The sequence below is a fragment of the Sphaerisporangium viridialbum genome (assembly GCF_049674955.1).
Lineage (GTDB): Bacteria > Actinomycetota > Actinomycetes > Streptosporangiales > Streptosporangiaceae > Sphaerisporangium > Sphaerisporangium viridialbum.
In genome coordinates this window covers 7,874,103-7,896,587 of the sequence record NZ_CP187232.1, presented here as the reverse complement: position 1 = coordinate 7,896,587, position 22,485 = coordinate 7,874,103, and the positions used below count along the sequence as shown (strand labels likewise).

The 22,485-nt window shown below is 71.7% G+C and carries 16 protein-coding genes and 1 pseudogene; 9 read left to right on the top strand and 8 right to left on the bottom strand.

All coding sequences use genetic code 11. The features are described 5' to 3' along the window. Window positions 1-505: 505 nt before the first annotated feature. On the top strand, window positions 506-1,894 hold the full coding sequence (locus ACOZ38_RS35520) for a DUF222 domain-containing protein (protein WP_424535393.1): 1,389 nt from the start codon (window positions 506-508) through the stop codon (window positions 1,892-1,894). A 76-nt stretch (window positions 1,895-1,970) separates the two neighbouring features. Here the strand turns inward: ACOZ38_RS35520 and ACOZ38_RS35515 are convergent, their stop codons facing one another. Continuing rightward, entirely contained in the window at window positions 1,971-2,678 is a 708-nt protein-coding gene (locus ACOZ38_RS35515; RefSeq protein ID WP_424537147.1) for a lipid II flippase MurJ, read from the bottom strand. 42 nt (window positions 2,679-2,720) lie between these two features. Between ACOZ38_RS35515 and ACOZ38_RS35510 the strand changes: the two genes are divergently transcribed. Beyond that, window positions 2,721-3,515, top strand: coding sequence for a hypothetical protein (locus ACOZ38_RS35510; protein ID WP_424537221.1), 795 nt, complete (start codon window positions 2,721-2,723; stop codon window positions 3,513-3,515). A 10-nt stretch (window positions 3,516-3,525) separates the two neighbouring features. On the opposite strand, the gene ACOZ38_RS35505 is transcribed toward ACOZ38_RS35510, so the two are convergent. Further along, window positions 3,526-6,231, bottom strand: a complete 2,706-nt coding sequence (locus ACOZ38_RS35505) for an ATP-binding protein (protein ID WP_424535392.1) — start codon at window positions 6,229-6,231, stop codon at window positions 3,526-3,528. Between the two features lie 3 nt (window positions 6,232-6,234). After that, window positions 6,235-6,801, bottom strand: coding sequence for a TetR/AcrR family transcriptional regulator (locus ACOZ38_RS35500; RefSeq protein WP_424535391.1), 567 nt, complete (start codon window positions 6,799-6,801; stop codon window positions 6,235-6,237). 137 nt (window positions 6,802-6,938) lie between these two features. Between ACOZ38_RS35500 and ACOZ38_RS35495 the strand changes: the two genes are divergently transcribed. Beyond that, complete coding sequence (locus tag ACOZ38_RS35495; RefSeq protein WP_424535390.1) at window positions 6,939-9,194, top strand: MMPL family transporter; 2,256 nt, start codon at window positions 6,939-6,941, stop codon at window positions 9,192-9,194. Window positions 9,195-9,289: 95 nt separating this feature from the next. On the opposite strand, the gene ACOZ38_RS35490 is transcribed toward ACOZ38_RS35495, so the two are convergent. Continuing rightward, the gene (locus tag ACOZ38_RS35490; protein WP_424535389.1) at window positions 9,290-9,571 is read right to left on the bottom strand and encodes a hypothetical protein; all 282 of its coding nucleotides are present in this window, start codon (window positions 9,569-9,571) and stop codon (window positions 9,290-9,292) included. 104 nt (window positions 9,572-9,675) lie between these two features. Then, complete coding sequence (locus ACOZ38_RS35485) at window positions 9,676-10,779, bottom strand: alcohol dehydrogenase catalytic domain-containing protein (protein ID WP_424535388.1); 1,104 nt, start codon at window positions 10,777-10,779, stop codon at window positions 9,676-9,678. 176 nt (window positions 10,780-10,955) lie between these two features. Here ACOZ38_RS35485 and ACOZ38_RS35480 point away from each other — a divergent pair, with 176 nt between their 5' ends. From ACOZ38_RS35480 to ACOZ38_RS35470, 3 genes are read left to right on the top strand one after another with little or no spacing between them, the layout of a single operon-like run. Beyond that, the gene (locus ACOZ38_RS35480) at window positions 10,956-12,101 is read left to right on the top strand and encodes an acyl-CoA dehydrogenase family protein (protein ID WP_424535387.1); all 1,146 of its coding nucleotides are present in this window, start codon (window positions 10,956-10,958) and stop codon (window positions 12,099-12,101) included. Then, complete coding sequence (locus ACOZ38_RS35475; RefSeq protein WP_424535386.1) at window positions 12,098-13,108, top strand: acyl-CoA dehydrogenase family protein; 1,011 nt, start codon at window positions 12,098-12,100, stop codon at window positions 13,106-13,108. Before ACOZ38_RS35480 ends, ACOZ38_RS35475 begins: the two co-directional genes overlap by 4 nt. Window positions 13,109-13,124: 16 nt before the next feature. Next, a complete protein-coding gene (locus ACOZ38_RS35470; protein ID WP_424535385.1) occupies window positions 13,125-13,982 on the top strand; it encodes a TIGR03619 family F420-dependent LLM class oxidoreductase in 858 nt (285 codons plus the stop codon). A gap of 323 nt (window positions 13,983-14,305) precedes the next feature. Here the strand turns inward: ACOZ38_RS35470 and ACOZ38_RS35465 are convergent. Next, window positions 14,306-14,674 (bottom strand): annotated as a pseudogene (locus ACOZ38_RS35465) (CHAP domain-containing protein); the annotation flags it as partial. Window positions 14,675-14,962: 288 nt separating this feature from the next. Between ACOZ38_RS35465 and ACOZ38_RS35460 the strand changes: the two are divergent. Continuing rightward, entirely contained in the window at window positions 14,963-15,622 is a 660-nt protein-coding gene (locus tag ACOZ38_RS35460) for a PaaI family thioesterase (protein ID WP_424535384.1), read from the top strand. A gap of 45 nt (window positions 15,623-15,667) precedes the next feature. Here ACOZ38_RS35460 and ACOZ38_RS35455 read toward each other — a convergent pair whose 3' ends face one another. After that, window positions 15,668-16,735 (bottom strand): alpha/beta hydrolase, encoded by a 1,068-nt coding sequence (locus ACOZ38_RS35455; RefSeq protein ID WP_424535383.1) that lies wholly within the window; start codon window positions 16,733-16,735, stop codon window positions 15,668-15,670. Window positions 16,736-17,009: 274 nt separating this feature from the next. Between ACOZ38_RS35455 and ACOZ38_RS35450 the strand changes: the two genes are divergently transcribed. Beyond that, the gene (locus tag ACOZ38_RS35450; protein ID WP_424535382.1) at window positions 17,010-18,818 is read left to right on the top strand and encodes a phosphatidylglycerol lysyltransferase domain-containing protein; all 1,809 of its coding nucleotides are present in this window, start codon (window positions 17,010-17,012) and stop codon (window positions 18,816-18,818) included. A gap of 598 nt (window positions 18,819-19,416) precedes the next feature. Continuing rightward, entirely contained in the window at window positions 19,417-20,892 is a 1,476-nt protein-coding gene (locus ACOZ38_RS35445; RefSeq protein WP_424535381.1) for a hypothetical protein, read from the top strand. Here ACOZ38_RS35445 and ACOZ38_RS35440 read toward each other — a convergent pair. Next, window positions 20,882-22,444 (bottom strand): hypothetical protein, encoded by a 1,563-nt coding sequence (locus tag ACOZ38_RS35440; RefSeq protein ID WP_424535380.1) that lies wholly within the window; start codon window positions 22,442-22,444, stop codon window positions 20,882-20,884. The genes ACOZ38_RS35445 and ACOZ38_RS35440 overlap by 11 nt on opposite strands. Between the last annotated feature and the right edge of the window lie 41 nt (window positions 22,445-22,485).

The window sequence follows — 22,485 nt, the reverse complement described above, 5'->3', positions numbered from 1 at the left end:
GAATCGGTTGTGGGCGACTCGAGAATATGAAAGCATTCGTACAAGCTTTCGAATTGGCGAGGGGTGATGGCGGATGGCGGATGTGTACAGCTTCGGTCGAGCGCGGTCACACCCGTCCTCGCACCCGCGCTCTGGCTCGGGGGGCGGGGATGTGCTTGGCCCTGAGTGGTGGGCGGCGGTGGTGGCGCGTTCCTCGCGCTGGTCCTGTGACGGCTCCGCCGCACACGACTTCGACCCCCTGAGCGACCTGCACGCCGAGAGTTCGCATCCCGAGACCCCGGAAGGGCTGGACCGGGATGACCTGAAGCCACATGCCGACAGGCCCGACGGGCCGGAGTCGGCTGACATAGACCGGGGCGACCGGGACGACCCGGGTGGCCGGGATGGCCGGGGTGGCCGGGATGGCCGGGATGGCCGGGGTGGCCGGGGTGACCGGGATGGCCAGGATGGCCAGGATGGCCAGGAATCGGCGGGCGGTCGGGCGTCGTGGGCGTTGGTGGGGTGTGTGCGGGAGGCCGCGGAGGCGTTGGCGGTGGCGGGGGTGCCGGAGTCGGCGGCGGTCTGTGCTGCTGAGGTGGAGGAGTTGGTGGTGGCGCGCGATCGGCTGGTTTCGGCGATCGCGGGCCGGGTGGGCCGGGTGCATGCGGCGGGCGAGGCCAGGAGCAGGGGTCATGCCTCGACCAAGACGTGGTTGCGGTCGGGGTGCGGGATGAGCATGCCCGGGGCGGGGCATCTGGTAGGGCTGGCGGTGGAGCTGGGGCGGTTGCCGGTGGTGCGGGATCGGTTCGCGTCGGGGAGGTTGGCCGAGGGGATGGTGTCGGCCATCTGCGCGGCCACCGCGCGGCTGAGTGATGAGCACGCGCGGCTCGCCGAGCCGATCCTGGTCGCGCTGGCCGATCAGGCGACACCGGTCGAGGTCGCCCGGGCGGGCCGCTATCTGAGCGAGGTGCTGGTCCCCGATGGAGTGGCCGGGGAGGTGGAGGCCGATCACGCGGCTCGGTTCCTCATCGTGCGTGCGAGTGCTTCGGGTGGGATGGAGGGAGAGTTCCGGCTGCCGCGTGAGGCGGCTGCCCGGTTGAGGACGTTTTTGGATGCCTACGCCAAGCCCCGGGCTGAGGGTGATGATCGTCCGCTGCGTGTACGCAATGCTGATGCGTTCATGGCATTGCTGGAGCAGAAGATCACCACCGAGCTGCTGGTACTGGTCAACGCCGACTCCCTCCCCGACGACAACGACGGCCATCCCGTTCCCCCGTCCACCGCCTACAGCACCGCCGCGGACAGCACCGCCGCGGACAGCACCACCCGAGACAGCGTCCCGGCTGGTGGCATGCCCGGCCACAGCGTCCCCGCGGACGGCGCCACCCGCCTCGACGTCCCGGCGGGTGGCGGTGTTCGCGACATGAGGTCTGTGGGGTCTGCCGCGTCTTTCGGAGGGGGTGCTGAGGGGTGCGGGACGTGCGGGTATCGGGGTGATCGGTGGTTTCCTGGTCTGCTGGCGGCTACCGGGCAGTTGTTGCCGGTGGGTGATGTGCACCGGTTGGCGCGTACGTCGGCGTTGGTGCGGATCGTGATGGACGCCGACGGGCAGGTGCTGGACATGGGGCGCAAGGTACGGCTCGCCACACCGGCCCAGCGGCGGGCGGTGATCGCCCGGTATGCGACCTGCTGGGTGGACGGGTGTCCGCTGTCGGCCACCATGTGCCAGATCGACCACGCCGACGGCTGGGCCGACGGCGGGCCGACCGACCTGGCCAACCTCGGACCGGCCTGCCAGTTCCACAACCGCGACCGCTACCGCCACCCCGACCGTTACCAACGCCGCCGCACCGGAAAGGACCGCTGGGCCTACACCTACCTCGGACACCGCCCCCGCCCACACCCTCGAACATGAACCTCCCCGCCAGGTCTTACAGGTGTTCGCGGGCTTGGAGGGTGTTCGCGGGCTTGGAGCCCGATTCCGGCCGTCGTCAGCTGTGGCCGGTTCTCAGTGCGGAGGTGAGCGTGGTGAACTCGGTGATGCGGAGGCCGCGTGCGGCGAGTGCGTACAGGCATGCCCCGACGGCGCTCGCGGTGAGGACCGTGAGGAGTGAGCCGGACCAGGCGGGGCCGGTGGCGGGGTCGGTGGCGGGGCCTGTGGCGGGGCCGAGAAGGTGGACCACACCGGCGGCGGAGGCCGCTGCCAGGAACGCGGCGGCGAGCATTCGAGTGTGCGAGCGGAGGAGGCGGTGCCCGTCGACGCGGCCGATCCGGCGGCGTAGTAGCTGGGCGGTGAGAAGGAGGCCGGCCGCGTAGGCGATGGCGGTGCAGAGGGCGAGCGCGATGACCAGATTCGGGCCCTGAGTGAGCTTCGTGGTCAGCAGGCATGCCGCGATGGTGACGCCCGAGACCACGACGCTGATCAGCGCGGGTGTCCGGGTGTCGCCGAGGGCGTAGAAGGCGCGCAGCATGATCTGGTAGGCGGCGAACGGGACCAGGGCGAGCCCGTAGGCGGCCAGCACCGATCCGGTCAGCTGCGCCGCGGCCGGCGAGGCGTTGCCGTGGGCGAACAGCAGCGTGGTCAGCCGCGGGCCGAGGACGATGGTGCCCGCGGCGATGGGCACCAGCAGCACCCCGGTGAGCCGCAGGCTCTGGGAAAGGTCGGCGGTGACCTGGGTGAGATCGCGTCCTGCCTGGATAACCCGTTGCCCGCGCCTTGTGGGGAGTGCTGGAGTTGTGGGGTGAGCGGTTCGTCGGCGGGGGAGGAGTTCGCTGCGCTGGTTGCCCGGGTCAGTGCCGATCCGGCCGTCGTGGGGGCCGTTCTGAGTGGGTCGCAGGCGCGGCGGGGTATGGCCACGGGGCGGTCCGACTATGACGTCTATCTGGTCACCGCCGATGGAGGGACGTCCATCGAGGAGCGCCGCGATTCCCGGTTGGACATCGTGGTCATGCCCTTGGAGGAGTTCCGTGCGCACGCGCTGCCGGGATCCGGGTGCGAGTGGAACAGGTACTCCTTCACCCACGCCCGTGTCCTCAAGGATCGGGCGGACGGCCTGATCGGTGAGCTGGTGTCCGCCAAGGGGGCGCTGTCACCCGAGGAAGCCCTCGGGACGGTGGCCGCGTCCCTCGGCGAGTTCGTCAACGCCGCCTACCGCTGGCTGAAGAACCACAGGGACGGGCGCGGCACCGAAGCCCGCCTGGACGCGGCTGAGAGCATTCCTCCCTTCCTGACCTGCGTGTTCGCCCTGCACCAGCGGGTCCGCCCCTACAACAAGTACCTCGGCTGGGAGCTGCGGCACCATCCCCTCGGCCCGCCTTCGTGGCGCCACGACAGGTTGCCGCCGCTCCTTGCGACAGTGCTGTCGCACGGAGCTCCGCAGACCGCCCGGCGGCTCTTCCTCGACCTGGAACCACACGTACGCGCCGCCGGCCACAGCGCCGTACTGGACGCCTGGGGCGAGGACCTCCTGCTCCTGCGGCAGGCCGAACTGCCGGAGGAGCTGGAGCTGCGGCGGCCCGAACCGCCGGTTCGATAGACCGAGGTGTTCACACCTCGCCGCGTTCGTACGCGAGGGCCAGTTCGACGCGGGAGTGCAGGCCGGTCTTCGCGTACACGCGGGACAGGTATACCTCCACCGTCTTGCGGCTGTAGTGCAGCTCGTCGGCGATCTGGGGGTTGGACAGGCCGCCCGCGACCAGTTCGATGACGCGTCGCTCGACCGGCGTGAGCACGGGAGCGGGGGACGGGATGATACCGGCGTCCCTGAGGCGGCTGGCCGTGCGCTCGCGCCACGGCGCCGCGCCGAGGTCGGTGAAGATCCCGTGCGCCCGTACGAGCTGGGCGCCGTCGCCGAGGGCTCCCAGTACGAGGCGTGCCCGGCCCTCCTCGAACTTCAGGCCGTCCGCTCTGGCCGCCTCCAGTACGGCTTCGGCCCGGGTCGCGTCGTGGAAGACGCCCGCCGCCGCCAGTTCGGCGGTGATGCGCGCCCGGGGAGTGCCGGTGCGCGCGACCTCGGCCAGCGCGACGGCTGCCTCGCGGGCCGGCTCCAGCTCTCCCGCGAAGCCGTGCATGGCCACGCGGATGGTCAGGACGCGATGCGCGACGTCCGGCGGGCCGCCTGCCATGGCCTCGTCCAGCAGCCGGGCGGCCGTCGCGCGGTCTCCGAGGCCGAGCGCCCGCCTGGCCTTGAACATGGCGCGCAGCGACAGCTGCAGGACGCAGTTGGGCGGCGGGTCGGCGAGCAGCGGCTCGGCCTCGTCGTAGCGTCCCTGGTCGAGCAGGATGTCGAGCTCGATGTTGCGCAGCAGCGCCACGTTCTCCCAGAGCCCGGCCTCGGTGAGGGCGACGGCGTCCGAGCGGATGTCGCGCAGGGCGTGCTCCCACTCGCCGCCGAGGCGCCGGACCACCGCCATGGTGCGGACGTGCTGGCCCGCGATGTTGTGCCACCCGAGCCCCCGGTAGATCGCCTCGGCCTCGGACAGCAGCCCGAGGGTACGGGTGCGGACGCCGGCGCTGGCGAGGATGTGCGCCGCCGACTCCAGCGCGGCCAGCCGTCCGGCCGGGGGCAGCGCGGCCGAGGCGGACAGCAGGGTGTCCAGCGCGCGTTCGGTCTCCTCCCACCGCCCCTTGATGATCGCGTCGCCCGCCAGGGCGCTGAGGGCGATCACCAGGTCCTCGGAAGGGCACCCGGGGAGGGCCCGCCAGCTCTGCTCCACCAGCTCGGCGGAGTCGATCCCGAGCTGGGTGCTGATCACGGCCCGCTGGGCGAGCAGGGCGGCGGGATCGTCGGCGAAGGGAAGCTGCTCGGTGGCGATGGACACCGCCGTCTCGTACTGGCCCATGGAGTGCGCGGCGTTGACCATCGTGTGCGCGGTGCGGGTGTGCCGGCGTCCCGGGGGCAGTACGGCGAGGGCCGTCCGTCCGGCGCGCAGCGCGTCCACGGGGCGGGAGCCCTTCCAGTACGACAGCGCCTGCCTGGCCAGCAGCACGCCGCGTTCCCCGGGCGGGGCCAGCTCGGCGGCCCTGCCGTACCAGTGGCCGGCGGACAGCGGCGCGGTCCAGCGGGTCAGCTCGGCGGCGCGGAGCATGGCGGGCAGCGCCTGGGCGCTCGTGCCGCCCTCGGCGAGGTGGGTGGCCCACTCCAGGACCCGGCGCGTCCCGCTGAGGCCCTGCCGGTGCAGCAGCTCGGCGATGCGGGTGTGGACCCGGCGCCGTTCGGCCGGGCCGAGGTCGGCGTACAGGGCCTCGGCGACCAGCGGGTGGGCGAACTCGTAGGTGCCGTCGCCGGTGTCCACGACCAGGCCGTCCCGCACCAGCCCGTCGAACGCGCGTTCCGCCTCGCCGGTGTCGAGCCCGGCGACCTCGGCCAGCGCGTCGAGGTCCGCCATGCCGGCCGGGCGGGTACGGCGCAGCGCGGCGAGCACCTTGGCGAGGTTCCTGCCACCCTGGTCGCGCTGGAACAGGCGGCTCAGTATGGCGCCCCTGCGAGGGCCGGGGTAGGCCGACTGGACCGCGCCGCCCTGCACGAGCGTCAGCACCGCCTCGCGGACGAACCACGGGTTGCCCCGGCTCTCGTCGTGGACGCGGCGCAGGGTCGACTCGCTCGGGGTACGGCCGAGCAGGCCGGTGACCAGCTCGGTCACCTCGTCGAGCGACAGCGGGCTGAGCCGCACGGCCAGGTCGGCGTCCATCGCGGGCAGACGTCGCGCCGTGCCGGCGACGGCCAGGCCGCGCACGCGGCGGGGGAGGTAGGACAGCACGCCGAGCGTGTCGGCGTCGGCCAGGTGCAGATCGTCGATGGCGAGGAACGTACGGCCCGGCAGTCCCTCCAGCAGGTTGGCGGTGCGGACGGCCGGGGCGGCGCCGGTGATGCCGAGCGCGGCCTGGTCGATGGCGTCCAGCAGCTCCTTGAGCGGCTCACGCGCGGCCGGGTCGGCGTGGAGGGGGCCCAGCGCGTCGGCGAGCGAGGCGAAGGCGAGGCCGCTGCCGAAGTCGCGCGCCTGGCCGTGGAGCACGCGGTAGCCCATGGACCTGGCGAGCGCCTCGGTCTCGGCCAGCAGGTGGGTCTTGCCGATGCCGGCCTCGCCGTGGATCAGCAGCGTCACGGGCGGGCGCAGCAGCGCGGCCTCCAACTGGCGCAGGACCGCCGGGCGGTCGGCGGGGTCCGGGGCGGCGGATTCCGGCCGGTACTCGGTGCCGAAGGTGGATCCGGGTCGTTCAGGGGGGTCCGCGGGGGTGGGGGGCTTGTCCACGCGTCACCGGCCCTGGTCGCCGGCCAGGGCCGCTTCGTGGACGGCGAGGGCGGCGGCGAGGAGCAGCCCTCGCACGGTCTCCTGCGGGAGGTCCATGGTCTTCACCACGGCGAACTGCAGGGAGCCCATGACCGCCCATGCGCGGACGCGGGCGGCGCTGTCGGGTGACGGCCCGGCGAGCCGGTCGTAGATCTCGTCGCGGAAGGCGCGGATGGTCTCTCCCGGGGAACCGGGTGGGGCGTCGTCGGCTCCGCCGATATCTTCCATCAGCAGCCTTATCACCGCCCGGTGGCGTACCACGAAATCCGTCAGCGGCTCGATGAATTCGCGCGGATCGGTGCCGAAATCGCCGCCGAGCAGCGCGAGAAGGTCGTCGGCCGCCGGTGCGATCAGCTCGGCGGCCAGCTTGTCCTTGGGGTGGAAGTGGTAGGCCACCGCCGTCTTGGTCAGCCCGACGCGGGCGGCGATGTCGGCGAGGGATGTGGCGGCGTAGCCGCGCTCGGCGAACAGCTGGCGCGCGGCGGCGAGGATCCGGCTACGGGTGTCACTGCCACGGTCGAATGTGGTCATGGTCTCACTTCTCAGCGCGATGGAGCATTTCAGGATAATCGCGCCTAAGCTCTTAAACGGACGTCCTGCACGGCCGTACAGAACCGGACGTTTCACGTATGTTCCGAATTAATCAATAGTGTCTGGGACGGTCACCGATGGCTAGCTTGCTTGGTCGATTGGGTGGTTGGTGCGCGCGCCACGGCCGCGTCGTGCTCGCGGTGTGGATCATCCTGGCGGGAACGCTCACGCTGAGCACGGTGGTGTTCGGCCGTCCGGTCAACAGCAACGCCTCCATCCCGGGGACGGACGCCCAGCGCGCCCACGACCTCATGCGCGACGGCTTCGGCCCGGGGTACGACCCCGGCGGCACCGTGCAACTCGTCCTGTACTCCAAGGACGGCTCGCTGCTGGCCCCCGAGCGGAAGAGCGCGGTTGAGAGGGCCGCGGCCGAGGTCCGACGGGTGCCCCACGTGGTCCAGGTGGACACGCCGTACCGCGCGGGCGGGATCTCGTCCAACCTGGTGATCGGCCTCATCACGGTCCGGCTCTCCGGCAACGATTCGAGCAAGCTGGGGGAGACCTCGCGGCAGATCTCCGAGGCGGCGCAGCCCGTTCGGGAGATCGGCATCGAGGCGGTGCCCGCCGACAACTCGACCCCCGCCGACAAGGAGATCAAGACCGGGTCCAGCGAGATCATCGGCGTCGCGTGCGCCCTGCTGGTGCTGCTCCTGGCGTTCGGCACGCTCGTCGCCGCACTGGTGCCCGTCTTCACCGCGATCATCAGCCTCGGCGTGGGCCTCGGCGTGATCGGTGTGCTCGGCCACATCGTGGACGTGCCCAAGCAGGCGTCGGTCATGGCATCCATGATCGGGCTCGGTGTGGGCATCGACTACGCCCTGTTCCTGCTGTCACGGCACCGCAAGCTGCTCGCCGACGGTGTGCCCGTCGAGGAGTCCGTCCGCCGCACGACCGCGGGCGCGGGCGGGGCCGTGCTGTTCGCCGGGGGCACCGTCGTGATCGCGCTCACCGCGCTCATGCTCGCGGGCTTCCCGATGCTCCGCACGCTCGGCTGGATCACCGGCATCTCGGTGGTGTGCGCGGTGCTCACCTCGCTCACCCTGGTGCCCGCGCTGCTCGGCCTTCTCGGCCATCGCATCAACGCGCTGCGCCTGCCGTTCGTCGGTCCCCGGCGCCGCAGCGCGCACTCCCCGGAGAACGGCTGGGCCAGGCTCGGCACCTGGGTCGCGCGACGCCCGTGGCGGGTGCTCGCGGTGTCCGCTGTCGTGCTCGGCGCGCTCGCCGCCCCGGCCCTCGCGCTCAAGCTCGGCACCGTGGACGACGGCTACGCCGATCGCGGGCAGCCCGCCCGGCGGGCGTACGAGCTGATGCAGACCGGTTTCGGCCCGGGGAGCAACGGCCCGCTGATCGTCGTCGGCGAGCTGGACGCCAAGGTGGCGGCCGGCGACCCGCCCGCCCCCGTGGTCAGGGACCTGAAGAACCGGCTGACGTACGTCCCCGGCGTCGCGCACGTGGCGCCCGAGAAGATCAACTCCTCGGGGACGTCCGTGCTGTTCCAGGTGGTGACCGAGTACGCCCCGAGTGACCCGCGGGCGGGTGAGGTGGTGCGCGCGGTCCGCGGCCTGGACGTGCCCGGAGCGCGGCTGCACGTCGGCGGCGAGGTCGCGGGCATGGCCGACGCGAGCGACCGCATCGCCGAGCGCACCCCGGCCGTGATCGGCGTCGTCGTGCTGCTCAGCGCGCTGCTCCTGCTGCTCGCCTTCCGCGCGCCTCTGGTCGCGGCCAAGGCGGCGCTGATGAACCTCATCTCGCTCGGCGCGGCGTTCGGCGCGCTGGCGATCGTCTTCTCCTACGGGCTCGGCAGCGGCCTGGTCGGCATGGACCCGCCCGTGTCGATGGACGGCTCGTTCCTGACGACGCTCTTCTTCACCGTGCCCATCGACTCCTACGTGCCGCTCATGCTGTTCGCCGTGCTGTTCGGGCTGTCCATGGACTACGAGGTCTTCCTGCTGACCTCGGTCCGCCAGGCGTACCTGCGCTCGGGGGACAACCGGCGCGCGGTCGCCGAGGGACTCGGCGCGACGGGCCGGGTCATCACGTCCGCCGCGCTGATCATGGTGGTGGTGTTCGTCGCGTTCATCGCCTACCCGGACCCGCTGGTCAAGGTGTTCGGCGTCGGGCTCGCGGTCGCGATCGCCGTGGACGCCACCGTCATCCGCGGGCTGCTCGTCCCCGCCACGATGGTGCTCCTCGGCAGGCTCAACTGGTGGTGCCCGGCGTGGCTCGACCGGATCCTGCCCAACCTGTCCATCGCCGACCACGCCGAGGACGACGACGAGCGCCCGGTGACGCCCGGCCACGGCAAGGAGCTCGTGACCACCGGCCGCCCCTGAGCCGAGGCGGGGGCTTGCCTGACGCCCGCCCGGGTGGCTTCCGTACGGCCGGCATACAACGCGGCCCGGCTGCCCGGGCTCTGACATCCTCGCCGTTACGGGACGTCCGTACGGTCGCGGGCCGCGATGGCCAGGGCGATGAACTCACGGAAACCGGCGAACTGCTCGGAGTCCATCCGGAGCCGCACCCCGTTGACGATGTCGTCTCCGTTCTTGGCGCCGAGACGCACCCTGAACTCGTCGCCGCGCGGTTGCACGTCGACTCCGAGGAACGCCACGTGATAGCGCATGCTCTCGGACAGCGTGCGCTGGAAGACCTCGAGGGTCCTGCCGTCCTGCACCAGGATGTAGTCGCCGAGCTCGAACTCCGCCGCCATGGCACCCGCTTCCCGCCCGCCGAACCGATGCCCGACAGTACCGGCCCTGGGTGCGTCACGGCGAGGGGGCCGCCCACCCGGCAGGGGGGTCCGGCGCCGCGGCCTCAGTCGAAGACGATGACGCTGCGGGCGACGGCGCCCCGGCGTACGTGCTCGACGGCCTCGTTGATCTGGTCGAGGGGGACGCGCTCGCTCACCAGGCCGTCCAGGTCGAGACGGCCCCTGAGGTACTGCTCGGCCAGCATCGGCAGGTCCCTGACGGGGGCCGCGTCGCCGCCCTGGGTGCCCATGAGGCGGCGGGAGGCGAACAGCAGCGAGGCCTCGACGCCGACGGAGCTTCCCGCGGGAGGGCTGCCCACCATGACCGTCGTGCCCCCTGGCCTGGTGGCCGCGAACGCCGTGCCGAGCACGCCCGCCACGCCGGTGACGTCGAAGGCGTAGTCGACGCCGCCCCGCACGATGCCGCCCACCCGCCCTGGCAGGTCGTCGGCCAGGATCGTGTGGGTCGCGCCGAACCTGCCCGCGAGCCCGAGCTTCTGCTCGGCGACGTCCGCCGCGATGATCGTCGTGGCCCCGGCGAGGACGGCGCCCTGGATGACGTTGAGCCCGACGCCGCCGCAGCCGACCACCAGGACGCTGGACCCCGGCCGCACCTCGGCGACGTTGAGCACCGCGCCGACCCCGGTGACCACCGCGCAGGCGAGCAGGCACATCACGTCCATCGGCGCCTCCTTGCCGATCTTGACGCACATGCGCTCGCCGACCACGGCGTACTCGGCGAAGGAGCCGATGCCGATCATCGTCCTGGCGGGGGTGCCGTCGACGCTCAGGCGGGTGGTGCCGTCGCCCATCGTGCCCATGATGGCGGCCATCCGGGCCGGGTCCCCGCACAGGTGGAACCGGCCGGCGCCGCACTCGCGGCAGCGCCCGCAGGGCCCGTTCATCGCGACGATGACGTGGTCGCCCGGCCGGACGGCGGTCACGCCCGCGCCGACGCTCTCGACCACGCCCGCGCTCTCGTGGCCGAGGACGAAGGGCGGGCGCCGCACGACGGGGCTCTTGCCGTCCAGGGCCTTGATGTCGGAGCCGCACACGCCTGAGGCCGCGATCTTGACCCGCACTTCGCCCGGGCCGGGGGCGGCGATCTCGATGTCGCGGATCTCCATCTCGGCCCCGAACGCGGTCAGTACGGCTGCGCGCATCAACATCCGCCGGGCTCCGTCCTTGGCTCCATGGCTGTGGTGCGAACGCTAGCGAGGCGCATTGATCAAAGCAAGCAATTGCTTGGCAGCGCTACTCGCGACAGGGAGGGTGCGTCGGTCCGCCCTGGCCGGATCACCAAGCGTGCGCTAGGTTGGTTGGGCGCGCGAGCTACGGAGGACACGTGGATCTGGACTTCACGCGGGCGGAGCAGGACTTCAGGGCCGAGGTGCGCGGCTGGCTGGCGGCGCACGTGCCCGACCCCCCGCTCCCCTCCATGGACACCGCCGAGGGCTTCGAGGCGCACCGGGAGTGGGAGCGCCTGCTGGCCGCCGAGCGCTACTCGGTCGTCAGCTGGCCACGCGAGTACGGCGGGCGGGACGCGTCCCTGGTGGAGTGGCTGATCTTCGAGGAGGAGTACTGGGCGGCGGGCGCGCCCGGCAGGGTCGGCCAGAACGGCATCTTCCTGCTCGCGCCCACCCTGTTCACGACCGGGACCGCCGCCCAGCGCGAGAGGTTCCTCGGCAGGATGGCCCGGGCCGACGACGTCTGGGCCCAGGCCTGGTCGGAGCCCGAGGCCGGCAGCGACCTGGCCTCGCTCCGCTCGCGCGCCGAGCGCGTGGACGGCGGTTGGCGGCTGTACGGGCAGAAGACCTGGAGCTCCCGGGCCGGGTACGCCGACTGGGGCTTCGGCCTGTTCAGGTCGGACCCCGGGTCGGCCCGCCACCGGGGCCTGACGTACTTCATGTTCCCGCTCAAGGACGTCACCGTCCGCCCGATCGCCCAGCTCGACGGCGAGCACGGGTTCGCCGAGCTGTTCTTCGACGGCGTCTTCGTCCCGGATGACCAGGTGCTCGGCGCGCCGGGGGAGGGCTGGCGCATCGCCATGGCCACGACCTCCTCCGAGCGCGGCCTCACCCTGCGGAGCCCCGGCCGCTTCCTGGCCACCGCCGACCGCCTCGTACGGCTGGCGCGCACGCTCAACCCCGATCCCGTGCTCGCCGACCAGGTGGCGCGGGCCTGGCTCGACGCCGAGGCCTACCGGCTGCACACCTTCGGCACCGCCCGCAGGCTCGCCGCGGGAGAGGAGATCGGCTCGGCGTCCAGCATGGGGAAGGTCTTCTGGTCCGAGCTGGACGTGCGCATGCACACCCTCGCCCTCCAGCTCCTCGGCCAGCGCGGGCTGCTCTCCGGCGGCGCCCCCGACTGCGCGGACGGGGGGCGGTGGCTCGACGGTTTCCTGTTCTCCCTCGCCGGCCCGATCTACGCGGGCACCAACGAGATCCAGCGGAACATCATCGCCGAGCGCGTCCTCGGGCTGCCGCGATGAACTTCGCGTTCAGCGACGACCAGCTCGCGCTCGCGGCCACTGTCAGGGACGTGCTGCGGGCCCACTGCCCTCCACGGGCCGTGCGGGACGCGGGGCTGGACGGCGACCGTACGCCCGCCTGGCCGCACCTGGCGAAGGCCGGGCTGTTCGGGATGCTGGTGCCGGAACGCCACGACGGGATGGGGCTCGGGGTGACCGACGCGGTGCTGGCCTTCGAGGAGACCGGAAGGGCCGCGCTGCCCGGCCCGGTGGCCGAGACCGTCGCCGCCGCGCCCGTACTCCTGGCCGCCGGCCCGGCCGCGGCCTCGTCCGCGCTGCCGAGGGTCGCGGCCGGCACGACGATCGTGAGCGTGCGCCTCGGCGACCAGGTGTACGCCCCGGACGCCGACCTCGCGCACCTGCTGATCATCGAGGAGGACGGCGAGGTGTACGCGGTGCCGGCGGCCGGTGTGCGGCTCACGCCCCAGCCAGGTGTGGACCCGGTCCGCAGGCTGTTCGCCGTCGCCTTCGACCCCTCGCCGGGCACCCGCCTGGCGCACGCCGCGCCCGGCGCCCTGCGTGGGGTGACCGTCGCGGTCGCGGCGCAGCTCATCGGGCTGGCCCGGCACCTGCTGGAGACGACGGTCGCGTACGCGAGGACGCGCAGGCAGTTCGGCACGGCGGTCGGGACGTTCCAGGCGGTGAAGCACCAGCTCGCCGACGTGGCCATCGCGATCGACTTCGCCGCGCCGCTCGTCTACGCGGCGGCGCTCGCCACCGACCGCGACCTGCCCTCGGCCGACCGGGACGTCAGCGCGGCCAAGGCGGCCGCGGGCGAGGCGGCCGACCGTGCCGCCCGGGTGGCGCTCCAGGTCCACGGGGCCGTCGGCTACACCGACGAGCTCGACCTGCGGCTGTGGCTCGCCCGGGTCTGGTCGCTCGCGTCGGCCTACGGGAACACGGGCCTGCACCGCTCGCGCCTCAGGTCGGCGATCCTCGGCACGCCGGAGCTGCGGAGATGGCCGTGACCGCGGGGGCGGACCCGTGAGGTTCGGCGTCCCGCTCGGGCTGCTGCACCCGGCGGCCTGGAAGGACGTGGCCGTGGCCGCCGACGAGCTGGGGTTCGAGTCGGTCTGGCTGCCCGAGCACCTCGTCTTCGCCACGGACCTGTCGCTCGCCGTCTATCCCGGCACCGACAGGCCGGGCATCTCGCCGGTCACACCGCTCTTCGACGCGCCCGCGTACCTGTGCTGGCTGGCCGGCCTCACCTCACGGGTGAGGCTCGGCACGGCGGTGCACCTGTACGCCCTGCGGCACCCGTTCGTCTCTGCCCGCGCCTTCGCCACCCTCGACCTGGTCTCGGGCGGCCGGGCGATCTGCGGGGTGGGTGCCGGGTGGTACCCGGGGGAGTGGCTGGCGGCGGGCGTGGACTTCGCGACGCGCGGGCCGAGGCTGGACGAGGCCATCGAGGTGACCAGGCGGCTCTGGTCGGAGCCGGTAGTGGCCCACAGCGGGAGGTTCTTCGCGTTTCCCGAGGTCGCCTTCGAGCCCAAGCCCGTCCAGGAGCGGCTGCCCATCCTCGCGGGGGGTGAGTCGGCGGCGGCGCTGCGCCGGGCCGCGACCCTGTGCGACGGCTGGATCAGCATGCCGCACACGCTTCCGTCCATCCGTCCCCGGCTCGACCGGCTCGCGGCCATGCGGAGCGCCCACGGCTCGGCGGACCCGTTCTCGGTCACCGTGCACGCCTACTCGCTGGCGGGGCCAGAGGAGGTCGGCGGCTGGGAGTCGCTCGGCGTGGACCGCATGATCGTCCGGCCCTGGAAGCGGGGGCGCGACGCGGTGGCGAGGCTCGCGGAGTTCGCCGGCCGGTACGGCATCGGTGACCGGGCCGTCGTGGACTGAGATCCCGGGCCTCGCCGGGTCACGGCGAGCGCCAGCCGTACGGAGGCGCGGGTGACCTTGAAGTAGGCGATCAGGACCAGCGCGGCGATCAGCATGGGGGCCACCAGGGAGGCGGTGCCGAGGTCGGCCTGGTGGGAGGGCGCCGCCACCTGGGACTCCGCCGCCGTCAGCTTCACCCTGAGCGCCTCGCCGGTGAGCGAGACCTTCTCCGCCACGGGGTCGGCCATCTCGGCCTGGACCTTGTCGGGATAGCCGTAGCCGACGACCGAGCTCTGGTCCCTGACCTTCTCGCGGACGAACTGGCCGTCGACGTTGCCCTCGATCGTGTGGATGGTGTCACCGTCGACGGAGGTGACCATGCCCACGTGGTCGATGTTGTCCACGACGTGGGAGCCTCCCCAGTCGAAGAACACCACGGCGCCCGGCTTGGGGGTGGTGCCCCAGGCGTCGTGGTCGATGAACCACTTCGCGTGGTCGACGGTGTAGGCGAACTGGCCGAACCACTTCTCGTACCCGAGCTTGTGGGCCGCCCACGACAGGAACATGTCACACCAGGGCTGGGCCGAGTAGTCGGAGTCGAACTCGACCGTGTTGCCGTACCAGTCTCCGAACTTGGTGTAACCGCCCGCCTGCTCGCTGTATCCGAGCTGGGTGTGGAGCAGGTCAAGGATCTTCTGAACTTCAGGCGACATAGGAAGTGAGGGACCTTCCGCTTGTTCGACCGGCGCTGGGGCACGCCGGGTGGTTCCGTTGTGGTGGAGGACGTTAGTCAGGAAAAGCCCAGGTCAAAAGGGGGTCAACTTGACCCTTGCCCGGTGTCATGACGCCCGTCGTGCGCCCGGAAACCCCGTGCCGCGCGGGGTTTCCGTCCCCGTACAGCCCGTCGGCGGATCATTCCTCGATTGGGATTCCTTTACCCAAACATGACTAAAACGGTCAGATTCGAACGTCATTCGGTGACGCGTCCTAGAATCGGCGTCATGATGCCCGATCTCGCGACGCCCCAGGAGTCCGACGGCGAAGCCCGCCTCGCGGCCCTCGCCGTACTCGCCCAGCAGGTGCGGGACCTCGTCGACGCGGTCGTGCTGACGGACGTGCCCGAGGACGAGCTGACGGCGGTGACCGCCGACCTGGTGGCGCTGACCGAGCGGCTGAACGCCACCCGGCGCGCGGCCCCGCTGCCGCCTGAGTTCGGCCCCGACGGCCGCTTCAGGCACCTGGGCAACGCCGTCACCGGCGAGTGCAACCCGCACGCGCTCCCGCTCGTCATCGACAGGCCCGCCGGGGGCGGCTCCAGGGCCGAGGTGGTCTTCAGGCCGGCCCACGAGGGCCCGCCCGGCTCCGTGCACGGCGGCGTGACCGCCATGATCCTCGACCACCTGCTGGGGGACGCGGTCGCCACGTCCGGCAGGGCGGGGGTGACGGGCACACTGAGCATCAGGTACCGGCGGCCCGCGCCCTACGGCGAGCCGCTGGCGGCCTCCGCGGCCGTCTCGCGCGCCGAGGGGCGCAAGACCTGGGCCGAGGGCACGATCGCCGCACCGGACGGTACGACCCTCGTGGAGGCCACGGGCCTGTTCATCACGCCCTCCCAGTGGGCGAACGGCGGCGAGCCCGTGGAGGGGGCCGTCAACGCCTGACGCGGGGGGCGCCGACCCCCGCCCCCCTCAGGTGTGCCCCCGGTGTCAGGAGGCCGGCGAGGCGGACGCGCTGGGCGTGGCGGGCGCCTCGCCGACCGGTACGTGCAACTGCTGCGCCAGCCACGGCAGGGCCTGCGGGACCTCGCGGTTCCATGTGTTGAAGTTGTGCCCGCCGCTCGGCAGGATCAGCGAGGACGCCTGCATCGGAGGCTTCACGGCCGCAAGGAACGCCAGCGTCGTCTTGTAGTTGGACTCGCCCTTCTTGCTGCTGGTCACCAGCACGGAGATCGGCGGCTGAGGGAGGTTCGCCAGGCGCCACATCAGGTCGTTCTCGTCCTGGAGCTTCGCGCTGCCGCCGAACAGGTCGCCGGTCGTGGCGTCGATCGGCGCCTTGTAGTAGCCCGAGAGCGACACCGCGCTGGAGAAGGCCTCCGGGTGGCGCATGCTCATCTTCAGCGCGCAGTATCCGCCGGTGGAACCGCCGAGAACGCCCCAGTTGGCGGCGTCCGTGCCCACGCGGAACGCGCCGGCCATCGACTCGCGGAGATCCTTGGTGAAGTACGTCTCGACCTGTGGACCGCCGGGCACGTCCATGCACTCGGTGTCGCGGGGCGGCGCCACGGTCGGGCGCATCAGCACCATGATCGTCGGCACCATCTCGTTGCGGTCGATCGCCTTGGCGGCCACGGTCGGGATGTTCATTCGGGTGACCAGGTTGCGGGCGTCGCCGGGGTAGCCGGTCAGCGCGAGGATCGCCGGGAAGCGCGTGTTGGCGAACCTCTTCTCGAAGTACTGCGGCGGCAGGTACACGTACGCGGGGGAGCTCAGCCTGGACGTGGCCCCCGAGATGACGACCTGCTCCAGCCTGCCCCCTGAGTGGCCCTTCCTGGTGGTGATCAACGGCACGTGCGCGCTGCCGATGATCTGGACGCCCTTCGACGACGGCGTGCCCGGGTCCCCCTGCCCGGCCTCGGCGTCGGTCACGATGCCGGTGGCGGAGCTGCCTTCGGTGCCGAAAAGGTCGCCCCAACTACTGTAGAAGCCGAAATAGTTGTTCATGACGAGCGCCAGCGCGAAAAGGGTGAGAACCTGGTTTCCCAGAAGAACTCCCACACGCCCGAGAATGGCCTGCCACGTGCGCGCGCTCAGCCTCGGCCATATCCACCAGACTGACGCGGCGAGGCCTGCCACTGCGAGCAGGCCCACCAGAAGCTCCAGCTTTGTCGCTGTGAGTCCCAATCTAACTCTCCCCCGGTCTTGGTCCCACTCCCAGCATCCTTTAGGGTCGTGCCCAGCAAAAGTTACTCAATCGATATAAGGCCAGGGTAAGGATGTATCACTTCGCGGATGCACAACGCACGGACCGCACCCTCTAGTGTGTCTTGACGTGAGGGATCGGACACGCCTTTCGCGCATGCTGGCGTCGCGCTCATGGGTTCCGGCGGCGGCCGGATACGCCGCGCTCGCCATCGGGATACTCGACATCGTCAGGGGCGTGGTCCCGCATTTCCGCCAGAGCCGCGTCAGCGCCATAGCCGGCATCCTGCCGGGCACGGTCACCACCCTGGCGGCGGCGGCCTCGATCCTGGTCGGCGTGCTGCTCGTCATGCTCGCCCACGCCCTGCGCCGCCGTAAGGTGCGGGCGTGGCGGGCCGTGGTGGTGCTCCTGCCCCTCGGAGCGCTGGTGGAGGTGCTGCGCTGGCGGCACTCCGCCACCGCCGCCATCAGCCTGGTGCTGTTCATCGTTCTCCTGATCAATCGGCGTGAGTTCCATGCCCTGTCGGATCCCCGGTCACGCTGGCGCGCCCTGTGGAACTTCATCGCGCTCGGGCTGCTCGACATCGTGATCGGCTGGGTCATCGTCGGCGCGCATCCGGCGCTCCTGGTGGGCGAGCCGACGAACGGCGAGCGGCTCCAGCATGTGCTCCTCGGTCTCTTCGGCATGGAGGGGCCGGTCCAATACTCCCTCGACCGTACCGCTGACCTGGTGTATTACTCGCTGGCCGGACTCGGCGCGCTCACCGCGATCACTACGCTGTACCTCGCGCTCCGTCCGGAACGGCCCGTGGCGGCGCTCAGCGCCGACGACGAGAAACGGGTGCGCGGCCTGCTCTCGCGCCATGGCGAGCTCGACTCGCTGGGCTACTTCGCGCTGCGGCGCGACAAGAGCGTGATCTTCTCCCCGTCGGGCAAGGCGCTGATCGCCTACCGCGTCGTCGCGGGCGTGATGCTCGCCAGCGGCGACCCCGTTGGCGACATCGAGGCATGGCCCGGAGCGATCAAACGCTTCATGGAGGAGGTCGGGCGGCACGCCTGGGTCCCCGCGGTCATCGGGTGCAGCGAGGCGGGCGGCGAGATCTGGACCCGCGAGGCGGGGCTGTCGGCGCTGGAGATCGGCGACGAGGCGGTCGTCGAGGTCGCCGACTTCACCCTCGAAGGGCGCACCATGCGCAACGTCCGCCAGATGGTCAACCGCACCGAGCGGGCGGGCTACAAATGCCTGGTCAGGCGGGTTCGCGACCTCAGCGAGGAGGAGAAGGAGCAGATCCGCACGGCCGCCGACTCCTGGCGCGGCACCGAGACCGAGCGCGGCTTCTCGATGGCCCTCGGCCGCTTCGGCGACCCCGCCGACGGCGACTGCGTCGTCGTCACGGCGCACAAGGCCTGCGAGGACGGCAGGAGCCTGCCGGGAGGCGACATCCGGGCGATCCTCCACTTCGTGCCCTGGGGCGCCGGTGGCATCTCGCTCGACCTGATGCGCCGCGACCGCGACGCCGACCCCGGGCTCAACGAGCTGCTGATCGTCAAGGCCCTGCAGGCCGCGCCCGCCATGGGCATCACCAGGGTCTCCCTGAACTTCGCCATGTTCCGCTCGGCGCTCGCCCGGGGCGAGCGGCTCGGCGCGGGCCCTGTGCTGCGGGCCTGGCGCGGCCTGCTGGTCTTCCTGTCGCGGTGGTTCCAGATCGAGTCGCTGTACAAGTTCAACGCCAAGTTCCGGCCCTACTGGCAGCCGAGGTTCCTGGTGTACCCCACGGCCCGCGACCTGCCGCGCATCGGCATCTCGGCGCTCCAGGCCGAGGCTTTCCTCACCGTCGGCATGCCGAAGCTGCCCTTCCGGAGGAAGCGCCGCTCAGGGAGCGGATCGACCCCGCACGGACCCGCCGCGTCCGGGGGCCCGCTACCGGTCTCGTCGTAAAAATCGGGGAAAAATTAGTTTATTGCGGGCTTGCTTGATGGTTACAGTTCGCGTACGGCCATAAATCCACGGGAAACCTCGCGCGTTACGCTTCGGTCGCCGTAAGGCAGCACTTCTTCCGCGATAACAATCTGAAAACGAACCCCGACTTCAATGACGAGAATGCCATCCGGCTCGTCCGGCCGAAATGACGGCCTGCGGCGTTAACCGAGCGCTAACCAAAGTTAACGCGCCGCTGACATGTTCGGCCGCGCGAAACGCGCGGTAAAGGAGGCGTCCCGCCTTCAACTGAACTGTGCCGATCACGATGCTACCGCTTCTCCCTTGGGCCACGGACCATCAACTCAACGGGGCATCATCTCGGGCGATCTTCGCTTAAGGTAAGCATCACGCTAATGCCGCGCCAAGCTGCCGATGACCCGGCTGCTTTTACCGTGAGATGAGCGATCCGGTCGCATCTCGGTAGGAGCCGAACCATGGGGCAGATCCGGCGAGCGTGCCGTCTCGCGGCCCGGTCGCGACGGCGTGACCATCGTGGTAGCTCCCCCTGGAGGATTGGCCGGTGCCGACGTCGGTTCGACCCGTGTCCCGACCGCCGATGACCGGGCGGCAGGGTCCCGCCCTCCCGTCCGGGCGCGCGCGCCTGGCCGGGTACGCCGGGCTCGCCCTGATCGCCGTCGCGGTCGCGGTCATGCTGGCCGTCGCCCTGCTCGGCACCTCCGCGGCGGTGCCCGAGCTCGGCGGCGGCGATCCGCCCTGGTCCTTCCGGGCCGCGCCCTCCGACGGGCTGGTGATCCTGCTCTGCTGGACGGTCGTGATCGCGGGCGGGCTCGGCGTCGGCGTCGCCCTGTACGGGCTCGGCCGAGGGTGGCGGCCCGCGCGCGGGGTGCTGCTCGCCGGCATGTTGGTCTCCGTCGCCACCCTCGCGCTCGTACCGCCCGCCGGGTCGACGGACGTGCTCAACTACGCGGTGTACGGACGCATCGCCTCCCTCGGGCAGGACCCTTACGTGACCGCCCCGGCGTGGCTGCACAAGATCGGCGACCCGGTGGGTGAGCTGGCGCCCCTCGCCTGGCGCCACGCCCCCTCGGTGTACGGGCCGCTGGCCACGTGGGCGCAGCTCGCCGCCTCGCGGCTGGGCGGCGGCTCGATGGCGGGCACCGTGCTGGTGCTCAAGCTCATGACAGCGCTCGCGTTCCTGCTGTCCGCGCTCCTGCTCGACCGGCTGGCGGGCCCCGGCCGGGAGCGGCGCGTCCGCGTCCACCTGCTGTGGAGCCTGAACCCGCTGATGCTGTGGCATGTGGTGCTGGGCGGTCACATCGACGGCCTCGGAGTGCTCCCGCTGCTCGCGGCCTTCCTCGTCCTGCGCCGGGGCGGGGTGGCCGCGGGCCTTCTGTCCGGGGTGCTGCTCGGCGCGGCGGCGGCCGTCAAGGCGCCGTTCATCCTGGCAGGGGCGGGCCTGGCGTGGGCGGCCCGCCGGTCGGCGACCACGTTCCTCGGCATGGTCATGGGCGTGGTCGCCGCGCTGGTCGGGGCGTACGCGACGCAGGGGCCGGAGGCCCTCGGCAACGTGGCGGGCAAGATCGGGGCGCACTCGCTCGCGGACCCCTGGCGCGTGGTCACCGACGCGCTCGGGCTCGGAGCGGAGCCGTCGGTCCTGGAGGGGCGGCTCACGCTCGGCGCCGCCCTCCTCATCGGCCTCCTGCTGTGCTGGCGGCTTCCCTCCGGGCCGCCGGACCTGCCCTCCGTGCGACCGGCGCTCGCGTGGTGCCTTTGCTGGCTGCTCACCTCACCGGTGCAGCACCCCTGGTACGACGCGCTGCTGTTCCCCCTGCTGGCCCTGATGCCGGCCTGCCGGCTCGACGGGCTGCTGATCGCGCGCGGGGTGGTGACCAGCCTCATCTACCTGCCCGGGGCGTCCGGCCTCCTCGAGCCCACCGCGATGACCCGGTGGATCTCCGAGACCTACCGCCCGTGGGTCGCCCCGCTGGCCGCGGACCTCATCATCGTCTGCGTGATCGCGCTGAGCCTCGCGGGCGCCCTGCGCCCCCGGTCGCCGGTGGTCAGGCGATGAGGCGGGCGGCGTGCAGGCGCTCGTCCAGGGCCGCCACGCTGCGGGTGCGGTGCCACGGGCTGAGCTTCTCGCGGGTCTCCACGACCGAGCGCACCAGGCGCGGGGAGGTGTTGTGCCCGGCCAGGCGCGCCGCCTCGCCGAGCTCCTCACAGGCCTTCTCGATGTCGCGCAGCTGGAGATGGGCCTGCGCGGTCTTCAGGCGGATGTAGGCGACGTTGCGGACGAAGGTGGGGTCGATGCCGGCCGCCGCGGTGGCGGCCACCTGGAGCGCCTGCGCCGGGTCGCCCGTGTCGAGCAGGCAGCCGGTCTTGGTCGAAAGGTACTGGCCCTCCCCGTAGAAGGGGACGAGCCTGGCGCCTGGATCGCCGGCGTCGGCTCCGTGGAGCTCCCGCTGGGCCTGGTCCACCGACCGGAAACAGCGCGTGTGGTCCTTGCGGCGCTCACCCTTGGCGGAACGCCTGACCACGGCGGCGTAGGCGCGGGCGCCGACGTCGCAGGCGTAGGCGGTGAGCAGCTTGCTGCCCGCCCGCTGGCCCCAGGCCAGGGCGCCCAGCGCGTGCTCGACCCCGAGGCGCGGATCGCCCCGCCAGGTGGCGAGCTGGCTCCAGTTCGCGAGGACCATGCTGCACATCGCGTCGTCGTCGGCCTGGTGCGCGGCGTTCCGCGCCTGTGAGTAGTAGTAGTCGGCGCCCTTGAAGTCGTTGAGGTTGAACAGCATCCACGCGTTGCAGCGCCGGATGTCGGCCAGCAGCGAGAGTAACTTCGACCGCATCCGCGCGGGCGCCCCCGACGAGAGCAGCGAGACGACGAGGTGCTCCTGGGCGAGCACGGTGGCCACGGTCACCTGGGGCCCGAGCGCGTCCTCCTGGCGCATGCAGTGCCGCAGCACCGCGTCGATGTGGCCGATCGTCGCGTCGTCGACCCTGCTCGGGCCGGCCGCCGCCATGGTCACGCGCTGCGACTCGTCGGCGTCGAGCCGGTCGAGGACCGGCGAGGCGTAGGCGGAGGTGGCGGCCGCTCCGATCAGGGCGAGAACGTCACGTCGATTCATCTGCGTTGCCCAATCCGTGAAGGCGTGGACGAGCTGCTCGAACTCCCGATCACGCAGTTCTCCTGGAGACATAGGCCCACGGAGCGGCTGAATGGGCAAGATGCCCTTTATGTCGCTGAATGTGAGGCTAACGGTGGTATGTGCGGGCGGGACATGCCGCCTGCGGGGGACATTCGCGTTCTGGTCGCGCTGCGTGTGGTCCTCGCCGTCGACGAGGTCGCACGCACGGCACCCATAGATGCGGGCCAGCCGGTTGAGCCCGGCGACCGGGGGCTCGTTGCCGGTGATGCCCGGCCACGCCTCCCACGAGCCGAGCTTGCGCACGCTGAACGGCTCGGAGGGCCACAGCGTCTTCCACTCGTCCACGACGCGGTCCTGCGTGAAGCGATGGGCCTCCCGGAAGGCCTGCCGGGAGTTGAGCCGGTAGCGCCGCTGGTACTCCCGGGCGATCTCGGCCCAGGTCGACCCCCTTTCGCGAAGCTCGGCGGTAAGGCGGTCCATCTCCTCTTTGAGGCTGCGTGGCTTACGTGGCATCGCGTACC

Coding starts and splice junctions, on each gene's coding strand:
- ACOZ38_RS35500 (WP_424535391.1), bottom strand. CDS start 6,801: ATGACCACATTCGACCGTGGCAGTGACACCCGTAGCCGGATCCTCGCC.
- ACOZ38_RS35495 (WP_424535390.1), top strand. CDS start 6,939: ATGGCTAGCTTGCTTGGTCGATTGGGTGGTTGGTGCGCGCGCCACGGC.
- ACOZ38_RS35490 (WP_424535389.1), bottom strand. CDS start 9,571: ATGGCGGCGGAGTTCGAGCTCGGCGACTACATCCTGGTGCAGGACGGC.
- ACOZ38_RS35485 (WP_424535388.1), bottom strand. CDS start 10,779: ATGTTGATGCGCGCAGCCGTACTGACCGCGTTCGGGGCCGAGATGGAG.
- ACOZ38_RS35475 (WP_424535386.1), top strand. CDS start 12,098: ATGAACTTCGCGTTCAGCGACGACCAGCTCGCGCTCGCGGCCACTGTC.
- ACOZ38_RS35460 (WP_424535384.1), top strand. CDS start 14,963: ATGATGCCCGATCTCGCGACGCCCCAGGAGTCCGACGGCGAAGCCCGC.
- ACOZ38_RS35445 (WP_424535381.1), top strand. CDS start 19,417: ATGACCGGGCGGCAGGGTCCCGCCCTCCCGTCCGGGCGCGCGCGCCTG.
- ACOZ38_RS35440 (WP_424535380.1), bottom strand. CDS start 22,444: ATGGACCGCCTTACCGCCGAGCTTCGCGAAAGGGGGTCGACCTGGGCC.